This is a genomic window from Pseudomonas sp. YH-1, assembly GCF_051990045.1.
In the GTDB taxonomy this organism is placed as follows: domain Bacteria; phylum Pseudomonadota; class Gammaproteobacteria; order Pseudomonadales; family Pseudomonadaceae; genus Pseudomonas; species Pseudomonas nicosulfuronedens.
In genome coordinates this window covers 2,442,343-2,461,523 of sequence record NZ_CP178184.1, presented here as the reverse complement: position 1 = coordinate 2,461,523, position 19,181 = coordinate 2,442,343, and the positions used below count along the sequence as shown (strand labels likewise).

Here is a 19,181-nt window from a genome sequence, read left to right as displayed (position 1 = left end):
GCGGGGGCTGTGTGCCTCGCCGTTGGTGCCCATTTCACGTTCAGGAGGTATCGGGCTTGTGTCGCACAGGCCCCTGGTTTGCCGCGCCGGGTATCGGCGGCGGCTCTGGATACAGTGGAATACAAAGCACGGCAGGCAAGCGCGACGCTGCGCTATAAACTCGCCTCAACCCACTACGAACGAGGCACCGGCATGGACCATGTCGATCACGTACTGATCGTCGACGACGACCGCGAGATTCGCGAGCTGGTCGGCAACTACCTGAAGAAGAACGGCCTGCGCGTGAGCCTGGCAGGAGACGGTCGGCAGATGCGCGCCTTCCTCGATGCCAACTCGGTGGACCTGATCGTCCTCGACATCATGATGCCCGGCGACGACGGCCTGAAGCTGTGCCGTGAGCTCCGCGTGGGCAAGCACAAGTCCACTCCGGTGCTGATGCTCACCGCACGCAACGATGAGACCGACCGCATCATCGGCCTGGAAATGGGCGCCGACGACTACCTCACCAAGCCCTTCTCTGCCCGCGAGCTGCTGGCACGGATCAACGCCGTGCTGCGCCGCACCCGCATGCTGCCGCCGAACCTGCAGGTCAGCGAAGCGAGCCGGCTGATCGGCTTCGGTCGCTGGAAGCTCGACACCACCGCGCGCCACCTGCTCGACGAAGACGGCACCCTGGTCGCCCTGAGCGGCGCCGAGTACCGCCTGCTGCGCGTGTTCGTCGATCACCCGCAGCGCGTGCTCAGCCGCGAACAACTGCTGAACCTGACACAAGGCCGCGAGGCGGACATCTTCGACCGCTCCATCGATCTGCTGGTCAGCCGCCTGCGCCAGCGCCTGCTGGACGACGCCCGCGAGCCGGCCTACATCAAGACGGTGCGCAGCGAAGGCTACGTCTTCGCCCTGGCTGTCGAACTGCTCGAGCCCAACCCATGAAATCCCTCCTGCACTGGCCACGTACACTGGCCGCACGCCTGGCGCTGATCTTTCTCGCCGGGCTGGTATTCGCCTACAGCCTGTCGTTCTGCTCGCAGTTCTACGAGCGCTACCAGAGCGCGCGCAGCATGATGCTGGGCAACCTGGAAACCGACGTCAGCACCGCTGTCGCGCTGCTCGACCGCCTGCCGCTGGACGAACGCGAGCGCTGGCTGCCCATGGTGCAACGGCCCAACTACCGCTATCGCCTGGACGGCGGCCAGCCCGGCGAGCCGATGAACATGGCGCAGGCGCCCATGGCGGCGACCTCCATCGCCGACGCCATCGGCCCGCGCTACGGGCTGCGTTTCGAGACCATTGCCGGCTCGATCCCGCACTTCCAGGTACACCTGAAGCTGGCCGACGGCATGCCGCTGACCATCGACGTGACGCCCAAGGGCGTGCCCGTGGCGCAATGGTTGCCCTGGGTGCTGATCGTGCAATTGGCGCTGCTGCTGCTCTGCACCTGGCTCGCCGTGCGCCTGGCGATCCGCCCGCTGACGCGACTGGCCCAGGCCGTGGACCATCTCGACCCGGACGCCCCGGCCCCGGAGCTGGACGAGCGCGGCCCCAGCGAAGTCGCCTATGCCGCCCGCGCTTTCAACGCGCTGCAAGGCCGCATCGGCTCCTACCTGAAGGAGCGCATGCAACTGCTCGCCGCCATCTCCCACGACCTGCAGACCCCCATCACACGGATGAAACTGCGCGTCGAGCAGATGGACGACTCGCCCGAGCGCGAGCGCCTGTGGAGCGACCTGGAAGAAATGCAACACCTGGTCCGCGAAGGCGTGGCCTACGCACGCAGCATGGACGGTGCCAGCGAGGCGGCGGTGAAGGTCAACCTCGACGCTTTCCTCGACAGCCTGGTGCTCGACTACCAGGACAGCGGCCAGGCCGTGGAACTGCAGGGCAACAGCCATGCGGTACTGGAAACTCGCCCCCACGCCCTGCGCCGGGTGCTCACCAACCTGGTGGACAACGCCCTGAAGTTCGGCGGCTCCGCCCAGGTGCAAGTCGAGCGCGATAGCCAGGGCGTCGTGTGTGTTCGTGTACTCGACGACGGCCCGGGCATCCCCGAGGAGGAACTCGCCGAAGTGGTGAAACCCTTCTACCGGGTGGAGAGCTCGCGCAACCGCAGCACCGGCGGCACCGGCCTGGGGCTGGCGATCGCCCAGCAGCTGAGCCAGGCGCTGGGCGGCACGCTGACCCTGTCCAACCGCACCAGCGGCGGGCTGTGTGTGCAGCTGGTACTTCGCCCTGCCAGCTGAGGCTTTGTACAGAGGGATACAAGACGGGCCTCGCCGGACACATCCGGGATAAGGCCCGTCGACAAGATGGCTCCACGAACAGCGGCGGCACCCCCGCCCGCCGCGTTCGCCCAAAGGAGCCCGCCATGAACCGTCCCGCCGAACCTGCCCGCCTGCATGGCTGGCGCCTGTTTTCCCTGCTGTCGCTGCTGGTGCTGATCGTCACCGCGTTGGCCCTGTGGTCCCAGCCGCAATGGGTGGACGCGTTACGCAGCTCGATCCGCGTCACCGCCCGCACCTCCTTCGCGCTGTTCCTCGCCACGTTCCTCGCCTCGTCCCTGGCAGCGCTGGTGCCGAGCGACTTCACCCGCGGCCTGCTGCGCGAGCGACGCTTCCTCGGGTTGGCCTTCGCCTTCTCCCACGCCGTACACGCGGTGCTGATCCTCCTCTATGTGAAGTTCTTCCCCGAGACCTTCTGGAACGGCCGCAGCGCCGCCGCGAATATTCCCGGCTCGGTCGGCTACCTGTTCATCGCCCTGCTGGCCGCCACTTCCTTCCCCTACGCGGTGAAACTGCTCGGTGCCCGTGTCTGGAAGGGCCTGCACAGTATCGGCACCTGGGTCATCGCCGGGGTGTTCTTGCTGTCCTTCTACAAGCGCCTGCCAATGGGCTCCTGGTACCCGCTGGGCTTCGGCCTGATCTTCAGCGCCATCGTCTTCAAGCTCATCGCCAAGCTGGCCGTGCGCCTGCGCCGTGGTGCTCGCCCCGCGCTGCCGAACGCCTGATACCCACTTGTTCCGCCACCGGGCGAAACCATCGCCCGGCCACCCAAGCCTTGCTCACGATCGATTGCCTACAACATTGCCCACGAGGTGCGCCATGACCCTGCTGACCCTGAATCCGCTCAAGACCGCTTTCGACCAACTCGACCGCCTCGCCGCCTGGGGCTGGGACATCCCGCTGCGGCTGTTCCTGGCCTGGGAGTTCTTCGAATCCGGCCTGGAGAAATGGCACGGCGACAACTGGTTCGAGCAGATCCACGCCAGCTTCCCCTTCCCCTTCAACCACTTCTCTGCCGGTTTCGACTGGCAGGTGTCGATGTGGGCCGAGCTGATCGCGCCGATCCTGCTCCTGCTGGGCCTCGCCACACGCTTCGCCTCGGCCTCGCTGATCGTCGTAACCCTCGTCGCCATCGCCGCCGTGCACTGGCCGGCGCAGTGGTCGAGCCTGGCGGAACTCGCCCAGGGCTACTCGATCACCGACCATGGCTTTGGCAACTACAAGCTGCCGCTGATCTACCTGGTGGCGTTGGTGCCGCTGGTGCTGAAGGGGGCGGGAGCGCTTAGCGTGGATGGGCTGGTACGGCGGTTCGTGGGGACTTCGCGGCTGAACTGATCGCCCCGCACAGCGACTGTTCGACAGAAACGCCCTCTCCGATGGAGAGGGCGTTTTTGTTTTCGGCTCATTAAGGCGGGAGCGGATGATTTCCGCGATATCAGGCACGGGCAGCACGCGATCCGCATGGGTATCGCTGCGCTCCACCCATCCTACAAGTGCGCGCTATTCATGCCATCGAGGGTGCCTTCATAGAGCAAGGCGGCGTCGGCTAGAAGGATTTCAAGGCCGCTCAGAGTGCGGGAAAGAAGGTCGCCACTGGGCAGGTTATCTGCGCAGGCCAGCAGGAGCAGGACACAACGGGCGGCGGTCTTCGGCGGCGTCGAAGAGCTCGAGCGGGGTGGCATCGTTGCGGATATGGAATGGAAGCATTTTCTTGACCTGGATGAGAGCTTTGAGCTGCTCATCCAGACGCCAATCCGGGAGAGCAGGTCGTACAGGTTCGCGTACCGGTCAGAACATCCGGCGCATCCGAAGATGCCCTGCACGGGCCGCCCATTGCACAGGTGCGACCATGCCGACATGAGCCCGAAAGCTTACGTTTGTTCTGAGGTCCGGGACGCCAATCCCGCACCACTCTGTTGAGCGGCTGGGAAACGTAAGGGCTGGCCCTGGGAAGGTCAATGAAGACGCGGCGCATAAGCCCGTCGGACGCGTCAACGTAGGATGGGTGGAGCGCAGCGATACCCATGCCGCCCCATTCAACGCTGAACTCGAACGGGGGCTGTAGGAGCGAGCTTGCTCGGGAACGGATTCTCCAGCGCCTTCGACGGTCACCGGGTTCGCGAGCAAGCTCGCTCCTACGAAAAGCAGAAAGCCCGCGCACCGATCAAGGTGCGCGGGCTGCGCTCTGGACAAGGGATCGATCAGGGAATGACGAACCCAACCTCAATGTTCCCGCGAGTCGCCTTGGAGTACGGGCAGATCTGATGCGCTTCGGCCACCAGCTTCTCCTTGTCCTCCACCGACAAGCCGGGCAGGTGCACGGTGAGCTGAGCGGCCAGGGCGAAGCCGCCATCGGCGGTGTTGCCCAGTGAAACTTGCGCATCGACCGCCACATCGGCCGGCAGGCGCACGTTCAGCTTTTGCCCGGCGCGGCGCAGGGCGCCAATGAAGCAGGCAGACCAGCCGATGGCAAACAGCTGCTCGGGGTTGGTGCCGGGGCGGCCGGAGCCGGGCGGGCTCAGGGGCAGGTCCAGCTCACCGTCGGAGGTCTGGCCACGGCCATCGCGGCCTCCGGTGGTGTGGGTGTGGGCGGTGTAGATCACGGTTGCCAGGATGTCGGTCATGACGCTTCTCCTTCAGGGCGTGTCAAGGGGGGACGACGTGGGGTGGTGCAGTTCGGGCGAGTGCCTAGCACCACGCCTTGCTTCTTCAGGCTGCGCAGCAAGGCAATGCCTTGCCCTTCGATGGCGGCCGGTTCGACGTTGGCGATTTCCGCCAGCGCCTTGAGGTGTTGGCGACCGGTGAGCTGCCACTGTTGCAGCGACACCAGCAGAGCATGGGCCAGCGGGGCCAGGCGCGAGAAGTACACCTTCAGGTCGGTATCCCGACGGGCCAGCAGCAGCGTCGGTTCAGCCGGTGCTTGCTGCGGGATATGCTCGGGGCCGATGTGGCTCACCGGCCAGGCATAGGCCAGCGGCGTACAGAGACTGGATAACAGCGGCACGCCATCGAGCAGGTCGCCGTCCGGGTCATGGGACGGCTCGGTGTTGTCGCTGAGCAGCAACGCGGTCTCGATGAATTCATAGTGCGCCAGCTCGGCGACCCAGCCGGGTAGCTCGGTGCGGCCCTCCAGGTACTCGACGAACTCACCGGCCACCTCGGTGAACAGCGGCGTCTGGCAGCGGAAGCTGGCGTAGAAGTCTTCGGTCAGCCCCTGCCACTGTTCGCGCGGCAGGCTCGCGTGCAGCACCGGGAAGTTGCCGGCGAGCAGCGATTGCAGGTTGCCGAAGAACAGTTGTCGGTACACCGCCAGGCGCCGCGCCTCGATGCCCGGCGGCGGTTCGTTGGCCTGCGGATCACGGATGTAGCGGGTCATGCGCAGTTGCTGTTCGCGCAGGGACTCAGCCATGGCGCACCTCCGGCTGGCGTGCGGCCGTTTGCAGCGCGCGGATGTAGTCCACCTCAGCGAGCAGTTCAGCCATGGGCGGCAGGTTGAAGTCTCGTTCCAGCAGGGTCGGGACCGTGCCCAGGTGCCGGTAGGCGCTGGCCAGCAGGCTCCAGACGTCATCCTTCACAGCGGCGCCGTGGGTGTCGATCTTCAGGTCCGGCGCTTCGTCGTAGTGGCCGGCGACGTGCAGGCAGACGACGCGCTCGGCCGGTACGCGGGCCAGGAAGCCAGCGGCGTCGTAGCCGTGGTTGTGGGCGTTGACGTAGAGGTTATTGACGTCCAGCAGCAGGTCGCAGTCGGCCTCACTGAGCACGGCTCGGAGGAAGTCGATCTCGCTCAGTGCCTGGTAGGGCGCGGCGTAGTAGGAAATGTTTTCCACGGCGATGCGGCGGCCGAGGACGTCCTGCACTTCACGGATACGGCTGGCGATGTGGCGCACGGCCTCGTCGGTGAAGGGCATGGGAATCAGGTCGTAGAGATGGCCTTCGTCAGAGCAGTAGCTCAGGTGTTCGCTGAACAGCGGCACCCTGTGCTGGTCGAGAAACTCGCGGACGCGGCCGAGGAACACGTGGTCCAGTGGCTCGGGGCCGCCCAGGGACAGTGACAGGCCATGGCAGGACAGTGGGAAGCGTTCGGCCAGGCGCGCCAGGCCCTCACCATAGGAGCCGCCGACACCGATCCAGTTGTCCGGCGCGACTTCGAGGAAATCGACGGCGCGGTCATCCACGCTCAGCAGGTCGGTCAGCATGGCGCGGCGCAGGCCGAGGCCGGCTCCTTGCAGGGATACGGAAGTCGTCATGGTGCTCTCCTTGGGCGAGTTGTCCTCCCCGGCCGATGGCGCGGGGAGGTCCGGCCTGGCTCAGTTCCTGGCCTGGCTCAGCTTGCTGTACAGGTCGGAAGGGAACGGTTTGCCGTTGGAGTCGAACTGGTTCTTGCGGAACTGGTAGACCTCGCCTTCGGAGAGGTAGCCGTCGTGGTTGGCGTCGATGGCGTCGAATTCGGCATTGGCCTTGGGCGCCACGGCCAGCAGTTCGGCGCGAGAGACACGGCCGTCGTGGTCGGTATCGGTGCGGGCGAAGGAGGCATCGCCGCACTTGCCTTCACCGCACTTGCCCTCGGCGCCGGTGGCCTTGGCCTGGGCGCCGTCGGCACCGCACTTGCCTTCGCCGCACTTGCCTTCGCCCTGGTTCGCCTTGGCCTTGGTCTTGGCCTCGTTGGCGCCGCACTTGCCCTCGCCACACTTGCCCTCCCCGGCCTTGGCGGCGGAAGCCAGCTGGTAGCCCTGTGGCAGGGCTTCGACGGCGAAGGCGGAAGTCGCCAGGTTCAGGCCACCAGCCAGGGCAACCGCGAGCAGGCCGAGCTGGGTTTTCGAGGTACGAGTCATAGTGTTTCTCCAGATGCTGTGACGCTGGGTGCGCCGGGTCATGCCGCAAGGGCGAATCCCTGGAACGAGGCGCTGGAGGGTTTTCCCTGCCGTCGCGTTGTTTCGTTCGGGTAAGGCTATTTCGCCTGGGCGATGTATCGCGGGCGTATCGGCAGCTGGAGGCTTTTGTATGCGTGTGTCCGCTCAGGGAGCGGCAGATACAAAGCAATACATTTGGCGGGAATCTGGAGCGGGGAGATTCGCGAGCAAGCTCGCTCCTACGAAGAGCAACAGACGGCAGACCTGTAGGAGCGGGCCATGCCCGCGAAGCAGAGGTGGGCTGTGCGGGGAAATCGGAGAGGGGAAAAAGAAAGGGCCGCTAAGCGGCCCCATCGCGGGCATGGCCCGCTCCTACAAGGGTTCAGCTGGCGCGCTTGGCCGCGATGGCGGTGACTTCCACCTTCATGCCCTCGACCGCCAGCTCGGCGATACCGACGGCGGCGCGCACCGGATAAGGCTTGGCGAAGAAGCGGCAGTACACCTCGTTGAACGCGGCGCGGTCGGCCATGCTGGTGAGGTAGATGGTCAGGTGCAGTACGTGGTCCAGACCGCTGCCGGCCTTTTCCAGGGCCAGCTGCAGGCTGCGCAGGGTAGCTTCGCTCTGGGCCTTGATGTCGCCCAGTTCCAGGCTGCCGTCCTCGAGGGTGGGGATCTGCGTGGACACCAGCAGGCCGCCGAAGCCGGCGACGTCGGAGGAGATGGATTCGGGGTCCGCGTCGGGGATGAAGGTAGGCGTCATGGGACAAATCTCTGCTGTCGGTGAATGGGGCACGTCGCCGCACCAGGTGCGGCGGCCGGGTGGCGCAGCTTAGCCGCATCGCCCCTCAGGGCGCCATGTCACCGTGCCCGCAGCCCCCGGAAACAGTGACATTGCCTCTCTCCGAAGAACTTCCGGATTAGTTATGTCAACTGGACAAAAGTCCCGATTATTACAGTTTGGGATATAGACCTTTTCATAATCCGTGATTTAAACGACGAACTCTTTGGGCATTATGACGTCGGCTCTTCCGCGTCTGGAGCAATTCGCGGGGGAATACAAAGCCAGTTAACTGCAACAATGCCAACGCAACTTCCTGCGACTTTCCGCCGTGGTCAAACCATGTCCGGATTCATTGTGCCTGCCTATAAAAACGTCCGGTTCTCACGCACTTCACCGAGCCGGTCCTCCAAGACTCTAGGGGCAATATCCATGAAGCACCTCAAACGCAGCGCCATCGTGCTCGCTGTTTCCGCCGCCGCCAGCCAGTTCGCCGCTGCCGAGCCCTTCGTCACCGATCAGGCCGATGCCAAGGGCTTCGTCGAGGACGCCAAGCTCGACGTCCTGCTGCGCAACCAGTACTACGACCACGACGGCAAGAACGGCGCAGGCGACAACCGCGACTGGACCCAGGGCTTCCTGGCGAACTTCTCCTCCGGCTACACCCAGGGCACCGTCGGCTTCGGCGTGGATGCCTTCGGCTACCTGGGCATCAAGCTCGACGCCGGCCGCGGCCGCGCGGGCACCGGCAACCTGCCGGTGGGCAACGACGGCAAGCCGGACGACGACTACGGCAAGGCCGGTGGCGCGTTGAAGGTGCGCATCTCCAAGACCGAGCTGAAATTCGGCGACATGCAGCCGACCGCTCCGGTGTTCGCCGCCGGCGGCACCCGCCTGATCCCGCAGACCGCCTCGGGCTTCAACCTGTTGAGCAGCGAAATCGAGGGCCTGGACCTGGAAGCCGGTCACTTCACCTCCGGCACCAGCCCGGTCACCACCGCCCGTGACGGCGGCCTGTGGGCGGCCTACGCCGCGGTGGAAACCAGCGACGTCGACTTCCTCGGCGGCAAGTACGCGATCAACGACAACCTGAGCGTTTCGCTGTACGGCTCCGAGTTCAAGGACATCTGGCGCCAGTACTACGGCAACCTGAACTGGGTGCTGCCGGTCGCCAATGACCAGTCGCTCGCCTTCGACTTCAACATCTACCGCACCAACGACGAAGGCCAGGCCAAGGCCGGCGAGATCAGCAACACCACCTGGTCGCTGGCGGCCGCCTACTCCTTCCTGCAGGCACACACCGTCACCCTGGCCTACCAGAAAGTCCATGGCGACACGCCGTTCGACTACGTGGGCTTCGGCGACGATGGCGCCGGTGCCACCGGTGACTCGGTGTTCCTCGCCAACTCCGTGCAGTACTCCGACTTCAACGGCCCGGGCGAGCGCTCCTGGCAGGTCCGCTACGACCTGGCGATGGACACCTACGGCGTACCGGGCCTGAGCTTCATGGCCCGCTACATCAACGGTACCGGCATCGACGGCAGCCACGCCGATGCGGATGGTGCCTACGTCGGTCTGTACGGCGAGGACGGCAGCCACCACGAGACCGATCTGGAAGCCAAGTACGTGGTCCAGGCCGGCCCGGCGAAGGACCTGTCCTTCCGCCTGCGCCAGGCCTTCCACCGTGCCAACGCCGACCAGGGTGAAGCCGACAACAATGAGCTGCGCCTGATCGTCGAGTACCCGCTGTCGATCCTGTGATTCAGTGCAACTACCTGCCTGAATAACGCTGCGGGGCAACTTTCGGATTTATCTGAAAGTTTGCCCCGTGTCCGGGTGAGATTATTACGCCCATGCAGAAAGTCTCTTCCCGGAATGGCTGTTTATTCCACGGAAGCAACTTCCTAGAATTACCCCATCTTCCCGCTTCCGCACTTTCCCTGCGGAAGGCAACTCCTGACGTTGATATTGTGATTGCTCCTTCGACGTCCTTCGAGCCGCTCCCCTGGAGCGGCTTTTTTTATGCCCGGCATTTATCGTTCAATTAATGACCTGAACAAAAACTGATCGAACTGCCCGGCGCAGCGGTCCAACTCTGGGACGACGCGGTAATCCCGTCCGCAACCCCAGGAGGCACCTCACCATGAGCGCAATGACCCTCGAAGGCTGGTGCAAGACCACCGCCGAGCAGAAGCCCACGCCGCTGGAAGATATCCGCTTCTATCTGACCGACAACGACCGCCTGCATCTGGAACAGGCCGAGGTCTATCTGCAGGAAAACGGACAGCGGGAAATGATGGTCGATGCCGACCTCGACACCCTCGAACTGCGGATGCCCGAAGGCTACGGGCCGCTGGCCGACTGTATGTTCCGGGTGTACCTGGGGGGCGTCGAAAAGCGCGGACAATTCCACCTGGTCGGCCATCGCGCCAGCGACGGCAGCCTGATCTACACCAATGCCGTGCTGATCGACCAGTTGATCAACTGACCCTCGCGCTCCCGCCGTGTATCCGGCGGGGGCGGCACGCTCGTCGCCCATGTCGCAGGCAGAGATTGTGGCCGCTCACCCGACCGTGATTTCATAAAGCCACCTGCGTCCGGCTGCCGCATGACCGGCTCGGATCGCAATCCAGAACGACGCCCATCCTCCGTTGAAGAAGCTGCTATCGGATGCGAACTTCCAGTAATCCTGGGGTAAAGGAGTACGGGCGATACGACGGCCTGCTGCGTCTCGCCCGCCATGCGGGTGGCGATTGCGCCGTCCTGCTCATCGACATGCGCGGCCATTTGCTCGGCCAGCTCGGCATCGACGGTGCCGGCGCCCTCTCCCTGGCCACCCTGCTCTCCCTCAATGCCGCCACCAGCCCCCTGAGCCACCAGGGCCAGCTACTGAATCTGCTGGCCAGCCAGACACTGCGCGACCAGGAAGGCTTCCCCCAGGCACGCCTGCTGCTGCTCGGCAACAGCAGCCAGGTACTCAGCCAGGAGCAGCAAGACCTGCTCGCCGATGTACTGGAACTGGGCGAGGCTCTGCTCGACCGTGCCTGCGCTCCGCAGAAGGAAAGCGAGCGGCGCATGGCCCTGGCGGTGGACGGCAGCGGCACCGGCATCTGGGACCGCCACGTCCCCACCGGCGAGATCCACTACTCCAGCGCATGGAAATCCCTGCTGGGCTATACCGAGGAAGAAATCGGCAGTCGCATCGAGGACGCCTACACCCGGGTGCACCCCGAAGACCTCGATTACGTGCAGAACACCATGCGCGAACACTTCGAGGGTCGCACCGAAGCCTATGAGGTAGAACACCGCCTGCAACACAAGGACGGCCACTACCTGTGGGTCTGCAGCCGTGGCAAGGTGGTCGAGCGCGACGCCGCCGGCAACGCCCTGCGCATGCTCGGCACCACCACCGACATCACCGCCCTGCGTGGCATGGCCGAGCAACTGCGTGAAAGCGTGGAGCTGCTTACCGACCTGACCAATGAAATCCCCGGCATGGTCTTCCAGTTCCGCCGCCTGCCCGACGGTACCGGAACCTTCCCTTATGTCAGCGCGGGGGTGATGGACATCTACGGCATTCCGGCCGAGCAGATGCAGCACAACTCCGTGTTCCTGCGCGACCTGATCCACCCCGAGGACCTGCCGGCCTGCCTCGCCTCGCTGGAGGCCTCCGCCGCCCACCTGCAACCCTGGAGGCACGAATATCGCGTGCAGATCGCCGGGCGCGGGACGCTCTGGCGCCAGGGCAATGCCCACCCCAAGCGCGGGGAGGACGGCTCGCTGATCTGGCACGGCTTCATCACCGACATCACCGAACGCAAGCGCATCGAAGCCGAGTTGCAGGTACTGGCCACCACCGACTTCCTCACGCAACTGCCCAACCGTGGCCACTTCATGCGCCTGATCGAGGCAGAGCTTGGCCGCGTACAGCGCTCGACGACGCACCGCGCAGCGATCCTGATGTGCGATATCGACCACTTCAAGGCGATCAACGACCGCTGGGGCCACGCCGTCGGCGACGAGGCCCTGCGCCATTTCGCCAGCATCCTCGGGCGAGACATCCGCCGTGTCGACTTCGCCGGACGCATGGGCGGCGAGGAGTTCGCCGTGGTGCTGGGGGATGCTGACGTCGCCGCCGCCCAGGTCTTCGCCCAGCGCCTGCAGCAGCAACTGCTGGAGCAACCGCTGATGCAGGGCGGACAGCGCATCCCGCTGAGCATCAGCATCGGTATCGCTTCGCTGGAAGCCAGTGACGCTTCCGCCGAGGCCGGGCTTTCCCGCAGCGACAGCGCGCTTTACCGCGCCAAGCAGAACGGTCGCAACCGCATCGAGCGTCACTGAAGGCAAACCCGCGAGACAGAGCGTGCCGTCTTCGCGGGCGTTGCCGATCCTGAACGGCCGCCATGAAAAAGCGTGCAGAATTTTTCACCATTATGACCTGGCGTTTTAAATAATGGACTTTTCAGCACGCCTGGATATTTCAATAAATCCTTTAAAAACAATCACATGCAATAATTGGAAGACAGGAATTCGGCCATTATTTTTGACGCCACGCATCGAATTCGTTTGACATATTTAACGGCTCTGGCAGGCTGGTAGGCAGGTTTCGACCGGGAAACTTCGCCTTCTGTGCGCTCCCGGCAGTGCTCGGGGCCTCAGGTAGCGCGCCTTTCCGCTGCGCGCCTGCACAAAAACGATGGGCTGCAGCCCGTCCAAAGGTGACATATGTCCAACAGCAACATTGGCAACAAGAAACAGACTCTCCGTAAACCCGTCGTCCTGATGTCCATGGGCAGCCAAGAGCGCAAAGGCCACGACTATCAGGTAATGACCCACAAATACATCGTGCCCCTGGTCGAACAGTCCGATTGCGTGCCGGTACTGGTACCGACCTGCTGCGGCATCGAAGACCTCGAGCAATACCTGGACATGGCCGACGGCGTCTACCTGACCGGCGCCGGCAGCAACATCGATCCGACCCTGTATGGCCAGGAGAACGAAACTCCCGGCAAGGGCCAGGACAAGGACCGCGATAACTTCGACATCCCGCTGATCAAGGCCGCCATCGCGCGTGGCCTGCCGATCTTCGGCATCTGCCGCGGCATGCAGGAAATCAACGTGGCCCTGGGCGGCGATATCTACCAGAAGGTCTACGCCGAGCCCGGCTTCAACGACCATCGCGAGAATCCCGAAGACCCGGTCGACGTGCAGTACAGCCCGGCTCACGGTGTTCGCCCGATCCAGGGCAGCTGGCTGCAGCAGCTGCTGGGTGACGAGATCCGCGTCAACTCGCTGCACGGCCAGGGCCTGAAGAATCTGGGCAAGGGCATCGAAGCCATCGCCCACGCCGAAGACGGCCTGGTCGAGGCGATCCACGCTCCGACTCTCTCGCCCTTCCTCTTCGCGGTGCAATGGCACCCGGAATGGCAGGCAGCGAAGAACCCCGACTCGGTGAAGATCTTCCAGGCGTTCGGCGATGCTTGCCGGGCCCAGGTGAAGAAGAAGCAGGCTCGCGCACTCGCTGCCTGATTCGCTTCCCGCGTCATGAAGAAGCCCGGCCCTTGCGCCGGGCTTTTTTATTGAGCGACGCCAGCTGCGGTATGCCTGCTCATCGATGGGTATCGCTTCGCTCCACACCATCCTACGTCCGGCTCTCCGGCCGCGATGGCGGGTAGTCGCAGGTTGGGCAGAGCCGACACGTCATCAGCCGCGCGAATGGCGCACCCTGCACGCCCTTGAGGGCTCCTCGGGCTAACCTTGGCGATCAGCGATTTCGCTCCGTCGACACAGGTGCAGCCATGAGCAACGACCTCTTCTCCCTCGCCGGCAAGACCGTACTGGTCACCGGCGCCTCCAGCGGCATCGGCGCGCATCTCGCGCGCGTAGCCGCCCGTGCTGGCGCCCGTGTGGTCCTGGCGGCACGTCGCACCGAGCGCCTGGCGCAGCTGGCTGAAGCCATCCGCGCCGAGGGCGGCGAAGCCCATGCCGTAGCGCTGGATGTGACCGACCGCGCCAGCGTCGAGGCCGCCTTCGATAGCGCCGAAGCGCAGTTCGGCGTGGTCGAAGTCGTCCTCAACAACGCCGGCATCGGCAACGGCCAACGTGCGCTGGAGGTCAGCGAGGAAGACTGGCGCAACATGCTTTCCACCAACCTCGACGGCGTCTGGCGCGTCGCCCAGTGTGCTGCGCAACGCCTGGCCAAGGCCGGGCGTGGCGGCAGCATCGTCAACATCGCCTCCATCCTCGGGCTGCGCGTGGGCGGCGGCTACAGCCATTACTGCGCCGCCAAGGCCGGCGTGGTGCAACTGAGCAAGTCCCTGGCGCTGGAGCTGGCGCGCTTCAACGTGCGAGTCAACGCCATCGCCCCGGGCTACTTCAAGACTGAAATGAACGACGCCTACTTCGACAGCGACAAGGGCCAGGCCTATATCCGCGACACGGTACCGATGCGCCGCCTCGGCCAGCTGAATGAACTGGAAGGCCCCTTCCTGCTGCTGGCCAGCGACGCCGGCGCTTTCATGACCGGCGCGGTGCTCGCCGTCGACGGCGGGCATCTGGTGAGCAGCCTCTAGAACGAGCCGGCCAGGCCTCCGCCCAGCGCGCCCAGCAACACCAGCGCCCAGGGCGGCAGGCGGCCACTGAGCAAGACCAGGAAAGCCAGCGCGACCAGGGAGACGTCGAGCAGGCCAACGATGGCTTCACTGCCGATGGGATGGATCAGCGCCGCCAGCAACAGACCGACCACGGCAGCGTTCACCCCGGCCAGCGCCGCGCGCAGATGACGCTGGCGACGCAGGCTTTCCCAGAATGGCAGGGCGCCGAGCACCAGCAGGAAGGACGGCAGGAAGATCGCCACCAGGCAGATCAGTGCACCGGCTGCGCCGCCCGGCTCGATGATGGCTGCTCCGAGGAAAGCGGCAAAGGTGAACAGCGGCCCCGGCAACGCCTGCGCTGCGCCGTAGCCGGCGAGGAAGGTCTGCGCATCGACCCAGCCGGGCTCGACCACCGCGCTCTGCAACAGCGGCAGCACCACATGCCCGCCACCGAAGACCAGGCTGCCGACCCGGTAGAAGGCATCGAATTGTCCCAGCGACGGCCAATGCCACGCTGCCGCCGCCAACGGTAGAAGCACCAGCAGCGCGAAGAACAGCAGCAGGTAGAGGCCGCCGCGGCGACGGGATGCGGAATGGCCAGATCCTACGGAATCGCCCACGGTGGACGGCCGCAACCAGACCGTGCCGACCAGTGCAGCCGCGAGGATCACCAGCAACTGCACGACGACGCCAGGCCAGCGTAGCGCCACGGCGGTCACCAGGATCATCAGCCCCTGACGCTGCCAGTCCGGGCACAAGGACTTGGCCATGCCCCAGACGGCGTGGGCCACCACAGCAACGGACACCAGCATCAACCCGTGCAGTGCACCTGCCGGCAACCACTGACCGTGCCGCGACAGCCCCAGGGCGAGCAGCAGCATCAACATGGCCGACGGCAGGGTGAAGCCGATCCATGCCGCCAACGCGCCCCATTGCCCTGCGCGCAAGGCGCCGAGTGCCATGCCCAGTTGGCTGCTGGCAGGGCCGGGGAGGAACTGGCAGAGGGCGATGAGATCGGCGTAGTGCGGCTCGTCCAGCCAGCGCCGTCGGCTCACGAATTCCTCGCGGAAATAGCCCAGGTGCGCCACCGGCCCGCCAAAGGACGTCAGGCCCAGGCGCAGGAAGATCAGGAAGACGGTCCAGAGGGAATCGCGCGGCGTCGGTTCGGTCATGGGAACGGGTCGGCGGGAGTCGGTCACACAGTCTGGCAGTTGGATATTGCAATGCAACTCAGCGGTCGAGCTCGCGAATCCGCTGCTCGAGGAAGCGCCGCTCCGGCTCCAGTTTCGCCAGCGCCAGCGCACGCACGTAGGCGTCACGAGCTGGCTCGCGGCGCCCTAGACGCCGGCAGAAATCGGCGCGCGCGGCATGGGCCAGGTGATAATCCTGCAGGTCGCCACGGGCCAGGATGGCATCGATCTGCGCCAGCCCCGCTGCCGGGCCGTCGCGCATGGCCAGGGCCACGGCGCGATTGAGCTCGATCACCGGCGAGGGCTGCATCGCCAGCAGGAGATCATAGAGACCGACGATCTCTGCCCAGTCAGTGCTGGCCATGTCAGCAGCAGCGGCGTGCACGGCGGAGATCGCCGCCTGCAGGGTGTAGGGGCCGACGCGACGGGTGGCCAGGGCGGCAGTGATCAATTGCTGGCCTTCTTCGATCAGCGCGCGGTTCCAACGTGAGCGGTCCTGGCTTTCCAGCAGCACCAGCTCGCCGTCTTCTGCGGTGCGCGCCTCGCGCCGCGACTCGTGCAGCAGCATCAGCGCCAGCAGCCCCATCACTTCGGCCTCCGGCAGCAACTCCAGCAGCTGCCGGCCCAGGCGAATGGCTTCGGCTGACAGATCGGTGCGGGTCAGCGAATCGCCGGCCGAGGCGGAATAGCCCTCATTGAATACCAGGTAGATGACCCGCAGCACGCTGGCCAGGCGCTCCGGCAGCTCGGCGGCCTCCGGCACCTGGTAGGGAATCTGCGCATCGCGGATCTTTGCCTTGGCGCGAACGATGCGCTGGGCAATGGTCGAGGGCGTAGCGAGGTAAGCGCGGGCGATTTCCTCGGTCTTCAGGTCGCAGACTTCGCGCAGGGTCAGCGGCACCTGCGAGTCCGCCGGCAGCGCCGGGTGGCAGCAGGTGAAGATCAGCCGCAGGCGGTCGTCCTCGACACTTTCATCGGCCTGCTCCTCCACCGATTGCGCGTCGATCTCCAGCTGCTCGGCGATCTGCGTCAGGGAGGCGTCGAAGCGCGAGCGCCGGCGCAGGCCGTCGATGGCCTTGAAGCGCCCGGCGGAGACGAGCCAGGCGCGCGGGCTGGCCGGTACGCCATCGCGCCGCCACTGGTCCACGGCGGCAACGAAGGCTTCGTGCAGTGCCTCCTCGGCGAGGTCGAAATCACCCAGCAGGCGGATCAGCGTAGCCAGCACACGGCGCGATTCGCGACGGTAGATGTCGTCCACCACGTCGCGCAGGGGCTGGGCGGAGTACTCGTGCATGCGGGCCGATGATCCTTGGCGTGGGAGGTCTGCCTATCCTGCACGGGTTTTCGTCGCGGTGGGAAATCATCGGACGGGTGTTCAGCCCGAGAGGGTTGCGGGGTGTTTCAGATGGCGCCCCCCTGTAGGAGCGAGCTTGCTCGCGAACCCGCTTCACGCCGGTGCTGCCGGGTAATGCGTTGGCGAGCAAACTTGCTCCTCCAAGTCGAGGTCAGGGCTTGGCATCGAACAACAACTGCCCCGTGGCTGGATCGAAGGGAATCGAGAAGTGCTCATGGGCGATCTTCCACTGTCCCGCTTCGCGTCGCAGTCCAACCGAGACGCGCGCCCAGGAGGCGTTGTGCTGGCCCTTGTCATCGGTGCCGCCACAGTAGGCGAGATAGTGCCCGAAGGCCGTCTCCCCACTTCCACCCTCGAAGCTCAGTTCCTGTATCTCGAATGTAGGTTCCCTGCACATCTGCGTGCAGTCGCGCCAATGGCTGGCGTAGGCCTCGACGCCCTTGAACTGCAGTTGTTTCACCGCATCGAAGGCGAGGATATCGCGGGTGTAGTGGCGAGTGATGCCTTCCACGTCGGAGGCGCGGACGGCCTTCAGCCAGCTCTCCAGCAGCGCGTGAAGTTCGGCGTGGGCGGCGTTCTTTTCAGCGGCAGTCATGGGGTTCTCCTCGTTCTGATGGCGGATCAGGAACCGCAGCAGCTGTGCGGCGGCGGGACTTGGTCGTAGTCGTCGTGGAAGCGCGTCCAGTTCAGGCCCTTGCCCTGGTAGTCGGGCATACCCCCCCAACCCTCGCCGCGCCCCAGCGGAGTGAGGTCGAGCAGGTGATAGGTGAATAGCGGCGCCTCCAGCCCCCGGCCGTAGGTCGAGTAGCTGTGGAAGATCTGCTCGCCGTCGCGCAGGAATACGCTCATGCCCGGCTGCTCTCCGCGTACGTGGTAGTCCTGGCCGAGGCGCTCCAGCTCTGCCTTGTCACGATAGTTGTATTCCACCGGGGCGATGGCCTCGTCGACGCTGACGTGGAAGTCGTAGTTGAAGTCGCTGCCCAGCGACGAGTACCAGGGGAATTGCCAGCCCATGCGGGCGCGGAACGGCGCGATCTCCTCCAGCGACGCGCGGGAGACCATGGCGAAGGTGGTGCCACGCGCATGCAGGTGCTCCAGCCGGCCGATATTGTCGATGAGGAAGGAGCAGCCTTCGCAGCCCAGCCCCGTGTCGCGGTGGAACATGAAGTGGTAGACGATCAGCTGCGGACGGTCCTCGAACAGATCGAGCAGTCGTAGCGGACCGTGCGGGCCTTCGAAGCGGTAGTCCTTGTCGAGGCGCACCACCGGCAGTTCGCGGCGTTGGGCGCTGAGCGCGTCGCGGGCGTGGGTCGCGGCCTTTTCCTGTTCCAGCAGGCGAATGCGCGCCTGCCGCCAGGCGGCCGGGGAGACCACGCGAGGAAAGTCCTGGTTGGCCAGTTTCATAGCGCACGCTCCCGGGGAAGCTCCCGTTGCTCGTGGGGCCGGACGCGGCGCTTGCCGCGCAGGCGGGTGACGGCGAATGCGCTGACGCCGCCGGCGGAAAGAACGCTGGTCACGGCCAGCGTCAGGGTCGATACGCACAGAGGGCACATGGCTCACCTCCTTCGGGTTGCGGCTTGCATCAGCCCTTCTCGGCCAGCACCTTGAGGTTGGCCAGGCCCGCCTCGAAGTCCTTGCCGACCATGCGGTCCACGTCGATGAACAGGTGCATGATCTTCGCCACGAAGGGCACCGGGCCGAACATCGCCCAGGTCACCTCGGTGCCACCCTCGCGCGGCACCAGGGTGAATTCGGCGGTGTTGCTGGCCTTGAACGGCTTGAGGAAATCCAGGGCAATGGTGGTGCGGCTGCCGGGATCGTTCTCGACGATTTCCATCCGCCCGGCGCCCGCCTTGCCATTGCCTGACCAGGCGTACACTGCGCCACGACCCTTCTCGGCGCCGGAAAAGCTGCGCTGCATCTGCGGGTCGAGCTTCTCGTAGGGCGACCATCGCCCCCACTGGTGGAAGTCCTCGATATAGCCCTGGACCCTCTCCGGCGGCGCCTGGATGCGCGCAGTGCGCTCCACGCGGAAGGTGCCCGGGCGATTCGCCGCCAGCACCAGGACCACCGCTACGGCCAGTACCACCACCAACCCGATCCACTTCAGCATCACATCCTCCTGACGTAGTTATCA

20 protein-coding genes are annotated in these 19,181 nt (G+C 65.3%); 9 read left to right on the top strand and 11 right to left on the bottom strand.

The window, feature by feature from the left end; genetic code table 11:
- Positions 1-192 precede the first annotated feature (192 nt).
- The 4 genes from ACKI1H_RS11610 (at position 193) to ACKI1H_RS11595 (ending at position 3,614) form a co-directional block, all read left to right on the top strand.
- Positions 193-933 (top strand): response regulator, encoded by a 741-nt coding sequence (locus ACKI1H_RS11610; RefSeq protein ID WP_440468405.1) that lies wholly within the window; start codon positions 193-195, stop codon positions 931-933.
- Positions 930-2,240 (top strand): ATP-binding protein, encoded by a 1,311-nt coding sequence (locus ACKI1H_RS11605; protein WP_440468404.1) that lies wholly within the window; start codon positions 930-932, stop codon positions 2,238-2,240. Before ACKI1H_RS11610 ends, ACKI1H_RS11605 begins: the two co-directional genes overlap by 4 nt.
- A gap of 125 nt (positions 2,241-2,365) precedes the next feature.
- A complete protein-coding gene (locus tag ACKI1H_RS11600) occupies positions 2,366-3,004 on the top strand; it encodes a hypothetical protein (RefSeq protein WP_440468403.1) in 639 nt (212 codons plus the stop codon).
- Between the two features lie 94 nt (positions 3,005-3,098).
- Positions 3,099-3,614, top strand: coding sequence for an HvfX family Cu-binding RiPP maturation protein (locus tag ACKI1H_RS11595; protein WP_138521514.1), 516 nt, complete (start codon positions 3,099-3,101; stop codon positions 3,612-3,614).
- Positions 3,615-4,480: 866 nt separating this feature from the next.
- Here ACKI1H_RS11595 and ACKI1H_RS11590 read toward each other — a convergent pair.
- The 5 genes from ACKI1H_RS11590 to ACKI1H_RS11570 form a co-directional block, all read right to left on the bottom strand.
- The gene (locus ACKI1H_RS11590; RefSeq protein ID WP_440468402.1) at positions 4,481-4,903 is read right to left on the bottom strand and encodes an organic hydroperoxide resistance protein; all 423 of its coding nucleotides are present in this window, start codon (positions 4,901-4,903) and stop codon (positions 4,481-4,483) included.
- The gene (locus ACKI1H_RS11585; protein ID WP_440468401.1) at positions 4,900-5,688 is read right to left on the bottom strand and encodes an HvfC family RiPP maturation protein; all 789 of its coding nucleotides are present in this window, start codon (positions 5,686-5,688) and stop codon (positions 4,900-4,902) included. Before ACKI1H_RS11585 ends, ACKI1H_RS11590 begins: the two co-directional genes overlap by 4 nt.
- On the bottom strand, positions 5,681-6,526 hold the full coding sequence (locus tag ACKI1H_RS11580; protein WP_440468400.1) for an HvfB family MNIO-type RiPP peptide maturase: 846 nt from the start codon (positions 6,524-6,526) through the stop codon (positions 5,681-5,683). Before ACKI1H_RS11580 ends, ACKI1H_RS11585 begins: the two co-directional genes overlap by 8 nt.
- Before the next feature lie 60 nt (positions 6,527-6,586).
- The gene (locus ACKI1H_RS11575) at positions 6,587-7,111 is read right to left on the bottom strand and encodes an HvfA family oxazolone/thioamide-modified RiPP metallophore (protein ID WP_440468399.1); all 525 of its coding nucleotides are present in this window, start codon (positions 7,109-7,111) and stop codon (positions 6,587-6,589) included.
- 400 nt (positions 7,112-7,511) lie between these two features.
- Positions 7,512-7,889 (bottom strand): RidA family protein, encoded by a 378-nt coding sequence (locus ACKI1H_RS11570; RefSeq protein WP_017519416.1) that lies wholly within the window; start codon positions 7,887-7,889, stop codon positions 7,512-7,514.
- Positions 7,890-8,339: 450 nt separating this feature from the next.
- On the opposite strand from ACKI1H_RS11570, the gene ACKI1H_RS11565 reads away from it, so the two are divergent.
- The 5 genes from ACKI1H_RS11565 to ACKI1H_RS11545 all read left to right on the top strand — a co-directional run bounded on the left by ACKI1H_RS11565 (position 8,340) and on the right by ACKI1H_RS11545 (position 14,479).
- Positions 8,340-9,668 (top strand): OprD family porin, encoded by a 1,329-nt coding sequence (locus ACKI1H_RS11565; RefSeq protein WP_138521504.1) that lies wholly within the window; start codon positions 8,340-8,342, stop codon positions 9,666-9,668.
- A gap of 382 nt (positions 9,669-10,050) precedes the next feature.
- Positions 10,051-10,395, top strand: coding sequence for a hypothetical protein (locus ACKI1H_RS11560; protein WP_138521502.1), 345 nt, complete (start codon positions 10,051-10,053; stop codon positions 10,393-10,395).
- Positions 10,396-10,577: 182 nt separating this feature from the next.
- The gene (locus ACKI1H_RS11555) at positions 10,578-12,248 is read left to right on the top strand and encodes a sensor domain-containing diguanylate cyclase (protein WP_440468398.1); all 1,671 of its coding nucleotides are present in this window, start codon (positions 10,578-10,580) and stop codon (positions 12,246-12,248) included.
- Between the two features lie 384 nt (positions 12,249-12,632).
- The gene (locus ACKI1H_RS11550) at positions 12,633-13,436 is read left to right on the top strand and encodes a gamma-glutamyl-gamma-aminobutyrate hydrolase family protein (protein WP_138521498.1); all 804 of its coding nucleotides are present in this window, start codon (positions 12,633-12,635) and stop codon (positions 13,434-13,436) included.
- Between the two features lie 269 nt (positions 13,437-13,705).
- Positions 13,706-14,479 carry an SDR family NAD(P)-dependent oxidoreductase gene (locus tag ACKI1H_RS11545; protein WP_440468397.1) on the top strand — a complete coding sequence of 258 codons (774 nt, stop codon included), beginning with the start codon at positions 13,706-13,708 and terminating at the stop codon, positions 14,477-14,479.
- Here ACKI1H_RS11545 and chrA read toward each other — a convergent pair.
- From chrA to ACKI1H_RS11515, 6 genes are all read right to left on the bottom strand, one after another.
- Positions 14,476-15,672 carry a chromate efflux transporter gene (gene chrA, locus ACKI1H_RS11540; protein WP_280054565.1) on the bottom strand — a complete coding sequence of 399 codons (1,197 nt, stop codon included), beginning with the start codon at positions 15,670-15,672 and terminating at the stop codon, positions 14,476-14,478. The two genes, ACKI1H_RS11545 and chrA, sit on opposite strands and share 4 nt — an antisense overlap.
- 58 nt (positions 15,673-15,730) lie before the next feature.
- The gene (locus tag ACKI1H_RS11535; protein ID WP_440468396.1) at positions 15,731-16,984 is read right to left on the bottom strand and encodes an RNA polymerase sigma factor; all 1,254 of its coding nucleotides are present in this window, start codon (positions 16,982-16,984) and stop codon (positions 15,731-15,733) included.
- Between the two features lie 211 nt (positions 16,985-17,195).
- The gene (locus ACKI1H_RS11530; protein WP_138521490.1) at positions 17,196-17,639 is read right to left on the bottom strand and encodes a YybH family protein; all 444 of its coding nucleotides are present in this window, start codon (positions 17,637-17,639) and stop codon (positions 17,196-17,198) included.
- A gap of 26 nt (positions 17,640-17,665) precedes the next feature.
- Positions 17,666-18,448 (bottom strand): DUF899 domain-containing protein, encoded by a 783-nt coding sequence (locus ACKI1H_RS11525; protein WP_138521488.1) that lies wholly within the window; start codon positions 18,446-18,448, stop codon positions 17,666-17,668.
- Positions 18,445-18,597: a hypothetical protein gene (locus ACKI1H_RS11520; RefSeq protein ID WP_440468395.1), complete on the bottom strand. Its 153-nt coding sequence runs from the start codon at positions 18,595-18,597 to the stop codon at positions 18,445-18,447. Before ACKI1H_RS11520 ends, ACKI1H_RS11525 begins: the two co-directional genes overlap by 4 nt.
- 29 nt (positions 18,598-18,626) lie before the next feature.
- The gene (locus tag ACKI1H_RS11515) at positions 18,627-19,157 is read right to left on the bottom strand and encodes an SRPBCC family protein (protein ID WP_440468394.1); all 531 of its coding nucleotides are present in this window, start codon (positions 19,155-19,157) and stop codon (positions 18,627-18,629) included.
- Positions 19,158-19,181 lie beyond the last annotated feature (24 nt).

Bases quoted from the DNA above. Each gene is read 5' to 3' on its own strand.
- ACKI1H_RS11580 (WP_440468400.1), bottom strand. From the start codon at position 6,526: ATGACGACTTCCGTATCCCTGCAAGGAGCCGGCCTCGGCCTGCGCCGC.
- ACKI1H_RS11575 (WP_440468399.1), bottom strand. From the start codon at position 7,111: ATGACTCGTACCTCGAAAACCCAGCTCGGCCTGCTCGCGGTTGCCCTG.
- ACKI1H_RS11530 (WP_138521490.1), bottom strand. From the start codon at position 17,639: ATGACTGCCGCTGAAAAGAACGCCGCCCACGCCGAACTTCACGCGCTG.
- ACKI1H_RS11585 (WP_440468401.1), bottom strand. From the start codon at position 5,688: ATGGCTGAGTCCCTGCGCGAACAGCAACTGCGCATGACCCGCTACATC.
- ACKI1H_RS11565 (WP_138521504.1), top strand. From the start codon at position 8,340: ATGAAGCACCTCAAACGCAGCGCCATCGTGCTCGCTGTTTCCGCCGCC.
- ACKI1H_RS11610 (WP_440468405.1), top strand. From the start codon at position 193: ATGGACCATGTCGATCACGTACTGATCGTCGACGACGACCGCGAGATT.
- chrA (WP_280054565.1), bottom strand. From the start codon at position 15,672: ATGACCGAACCGACGCCGCGCGATTCCCTCTGGACCGTCTTCCTGATC.
- ACKI1H_RS11535 (WP_440468396.1), bottom strand. From the start codon at position 16,984: ATGCACGAGTACTCCGCCCAGCCCCTGCGCGACGTGGTGGACGACATC.
- ACKI1H_RS11600 (WP_440468403.1), top strand. From the start codon at position 2,366: ATGAACCGTCCCGCCGAACCTGCCCGCCTGCATGGCTGGCGCCTGTTT.
- ACKI1H_RS11595 (WP_138521514.1), top strand. From the start codon at position 3,099: ATGACCCTGCTGACCCTGAATCCGCTCAAGACCGCTTTCGACCAACTC.
- ACKI1H_RS11555 (WP_440468398.1), top strand. From the start codon at position 10,578: ATGCGAACTTCCAGTAATCCTGGGGTAAAGGAGTACGGGCGATACGAC.
- ACKI1H_RS11605 (WP_440468404.1), top strand. From the start codon at position 930: ATGAAATCCCTCCTGCACTGGCCACGTACACTGGCCGCACGCCTGGCG.
- ACKI1H_RS11570 (WP_017519416.1), bottom strand. From the start codon at position 7,889: ATGACGCCTACCTTCATCCCCGACGCGGACCCCGAATCCATCTCCTCC.
- ACKI1H_RS11545 (WP_440468397.1), top strand. From the start codon at position 13,706: ATGAGCAACGACCTCTTCTCCCTCGCCGGCAAGACCGTACTGGTCACC.
- ACKI1H_RS11515 (WP_440468394.1), bottom strand. From the start codon at position 19,157: ATGCTGAAGTGGATCGGGTTGGTGGTGGTACTGGCCGTAGCGGTGGTC.
- ACKI1H_RS11525 (WP_138521488.1), bottom strand. From the start codon at position 18,448: ATGAAACTGGCCAACCAGGACTTTCCTCGCGTGGTCTCCCCGGCCGCC.
- ACKI1H_RS11560 (WP_138521502.1), top strand. From the start codon at position 10,051: ATGAGCGCAATGACCCTCGAAGGCTGGTGCAAGACCACCGCCGAGCAG.
- ACKI1H_RS11550 (WP_138521498.1), top strand. From the start codon at position 12,633: ATGTCCAACAGCAACATTGGCAACAAGAAACAGACTCTCCGTAAACCC.
- ACKI1H_RS11590 (WP_440468402.1), bottom strand. From the start codon at position 4,903: ATGACCGACATCCTGGCAACCGTGATCTACACCGCCCACACCCACACC.
- ACKI1H_RS11520 (WP_440468395.1), bottom strand. From the start codon at position 18,597: ATGTGCCCTCTGTGCGTATCGACCCTGACGCTGGCCGTGACCAGCGTT.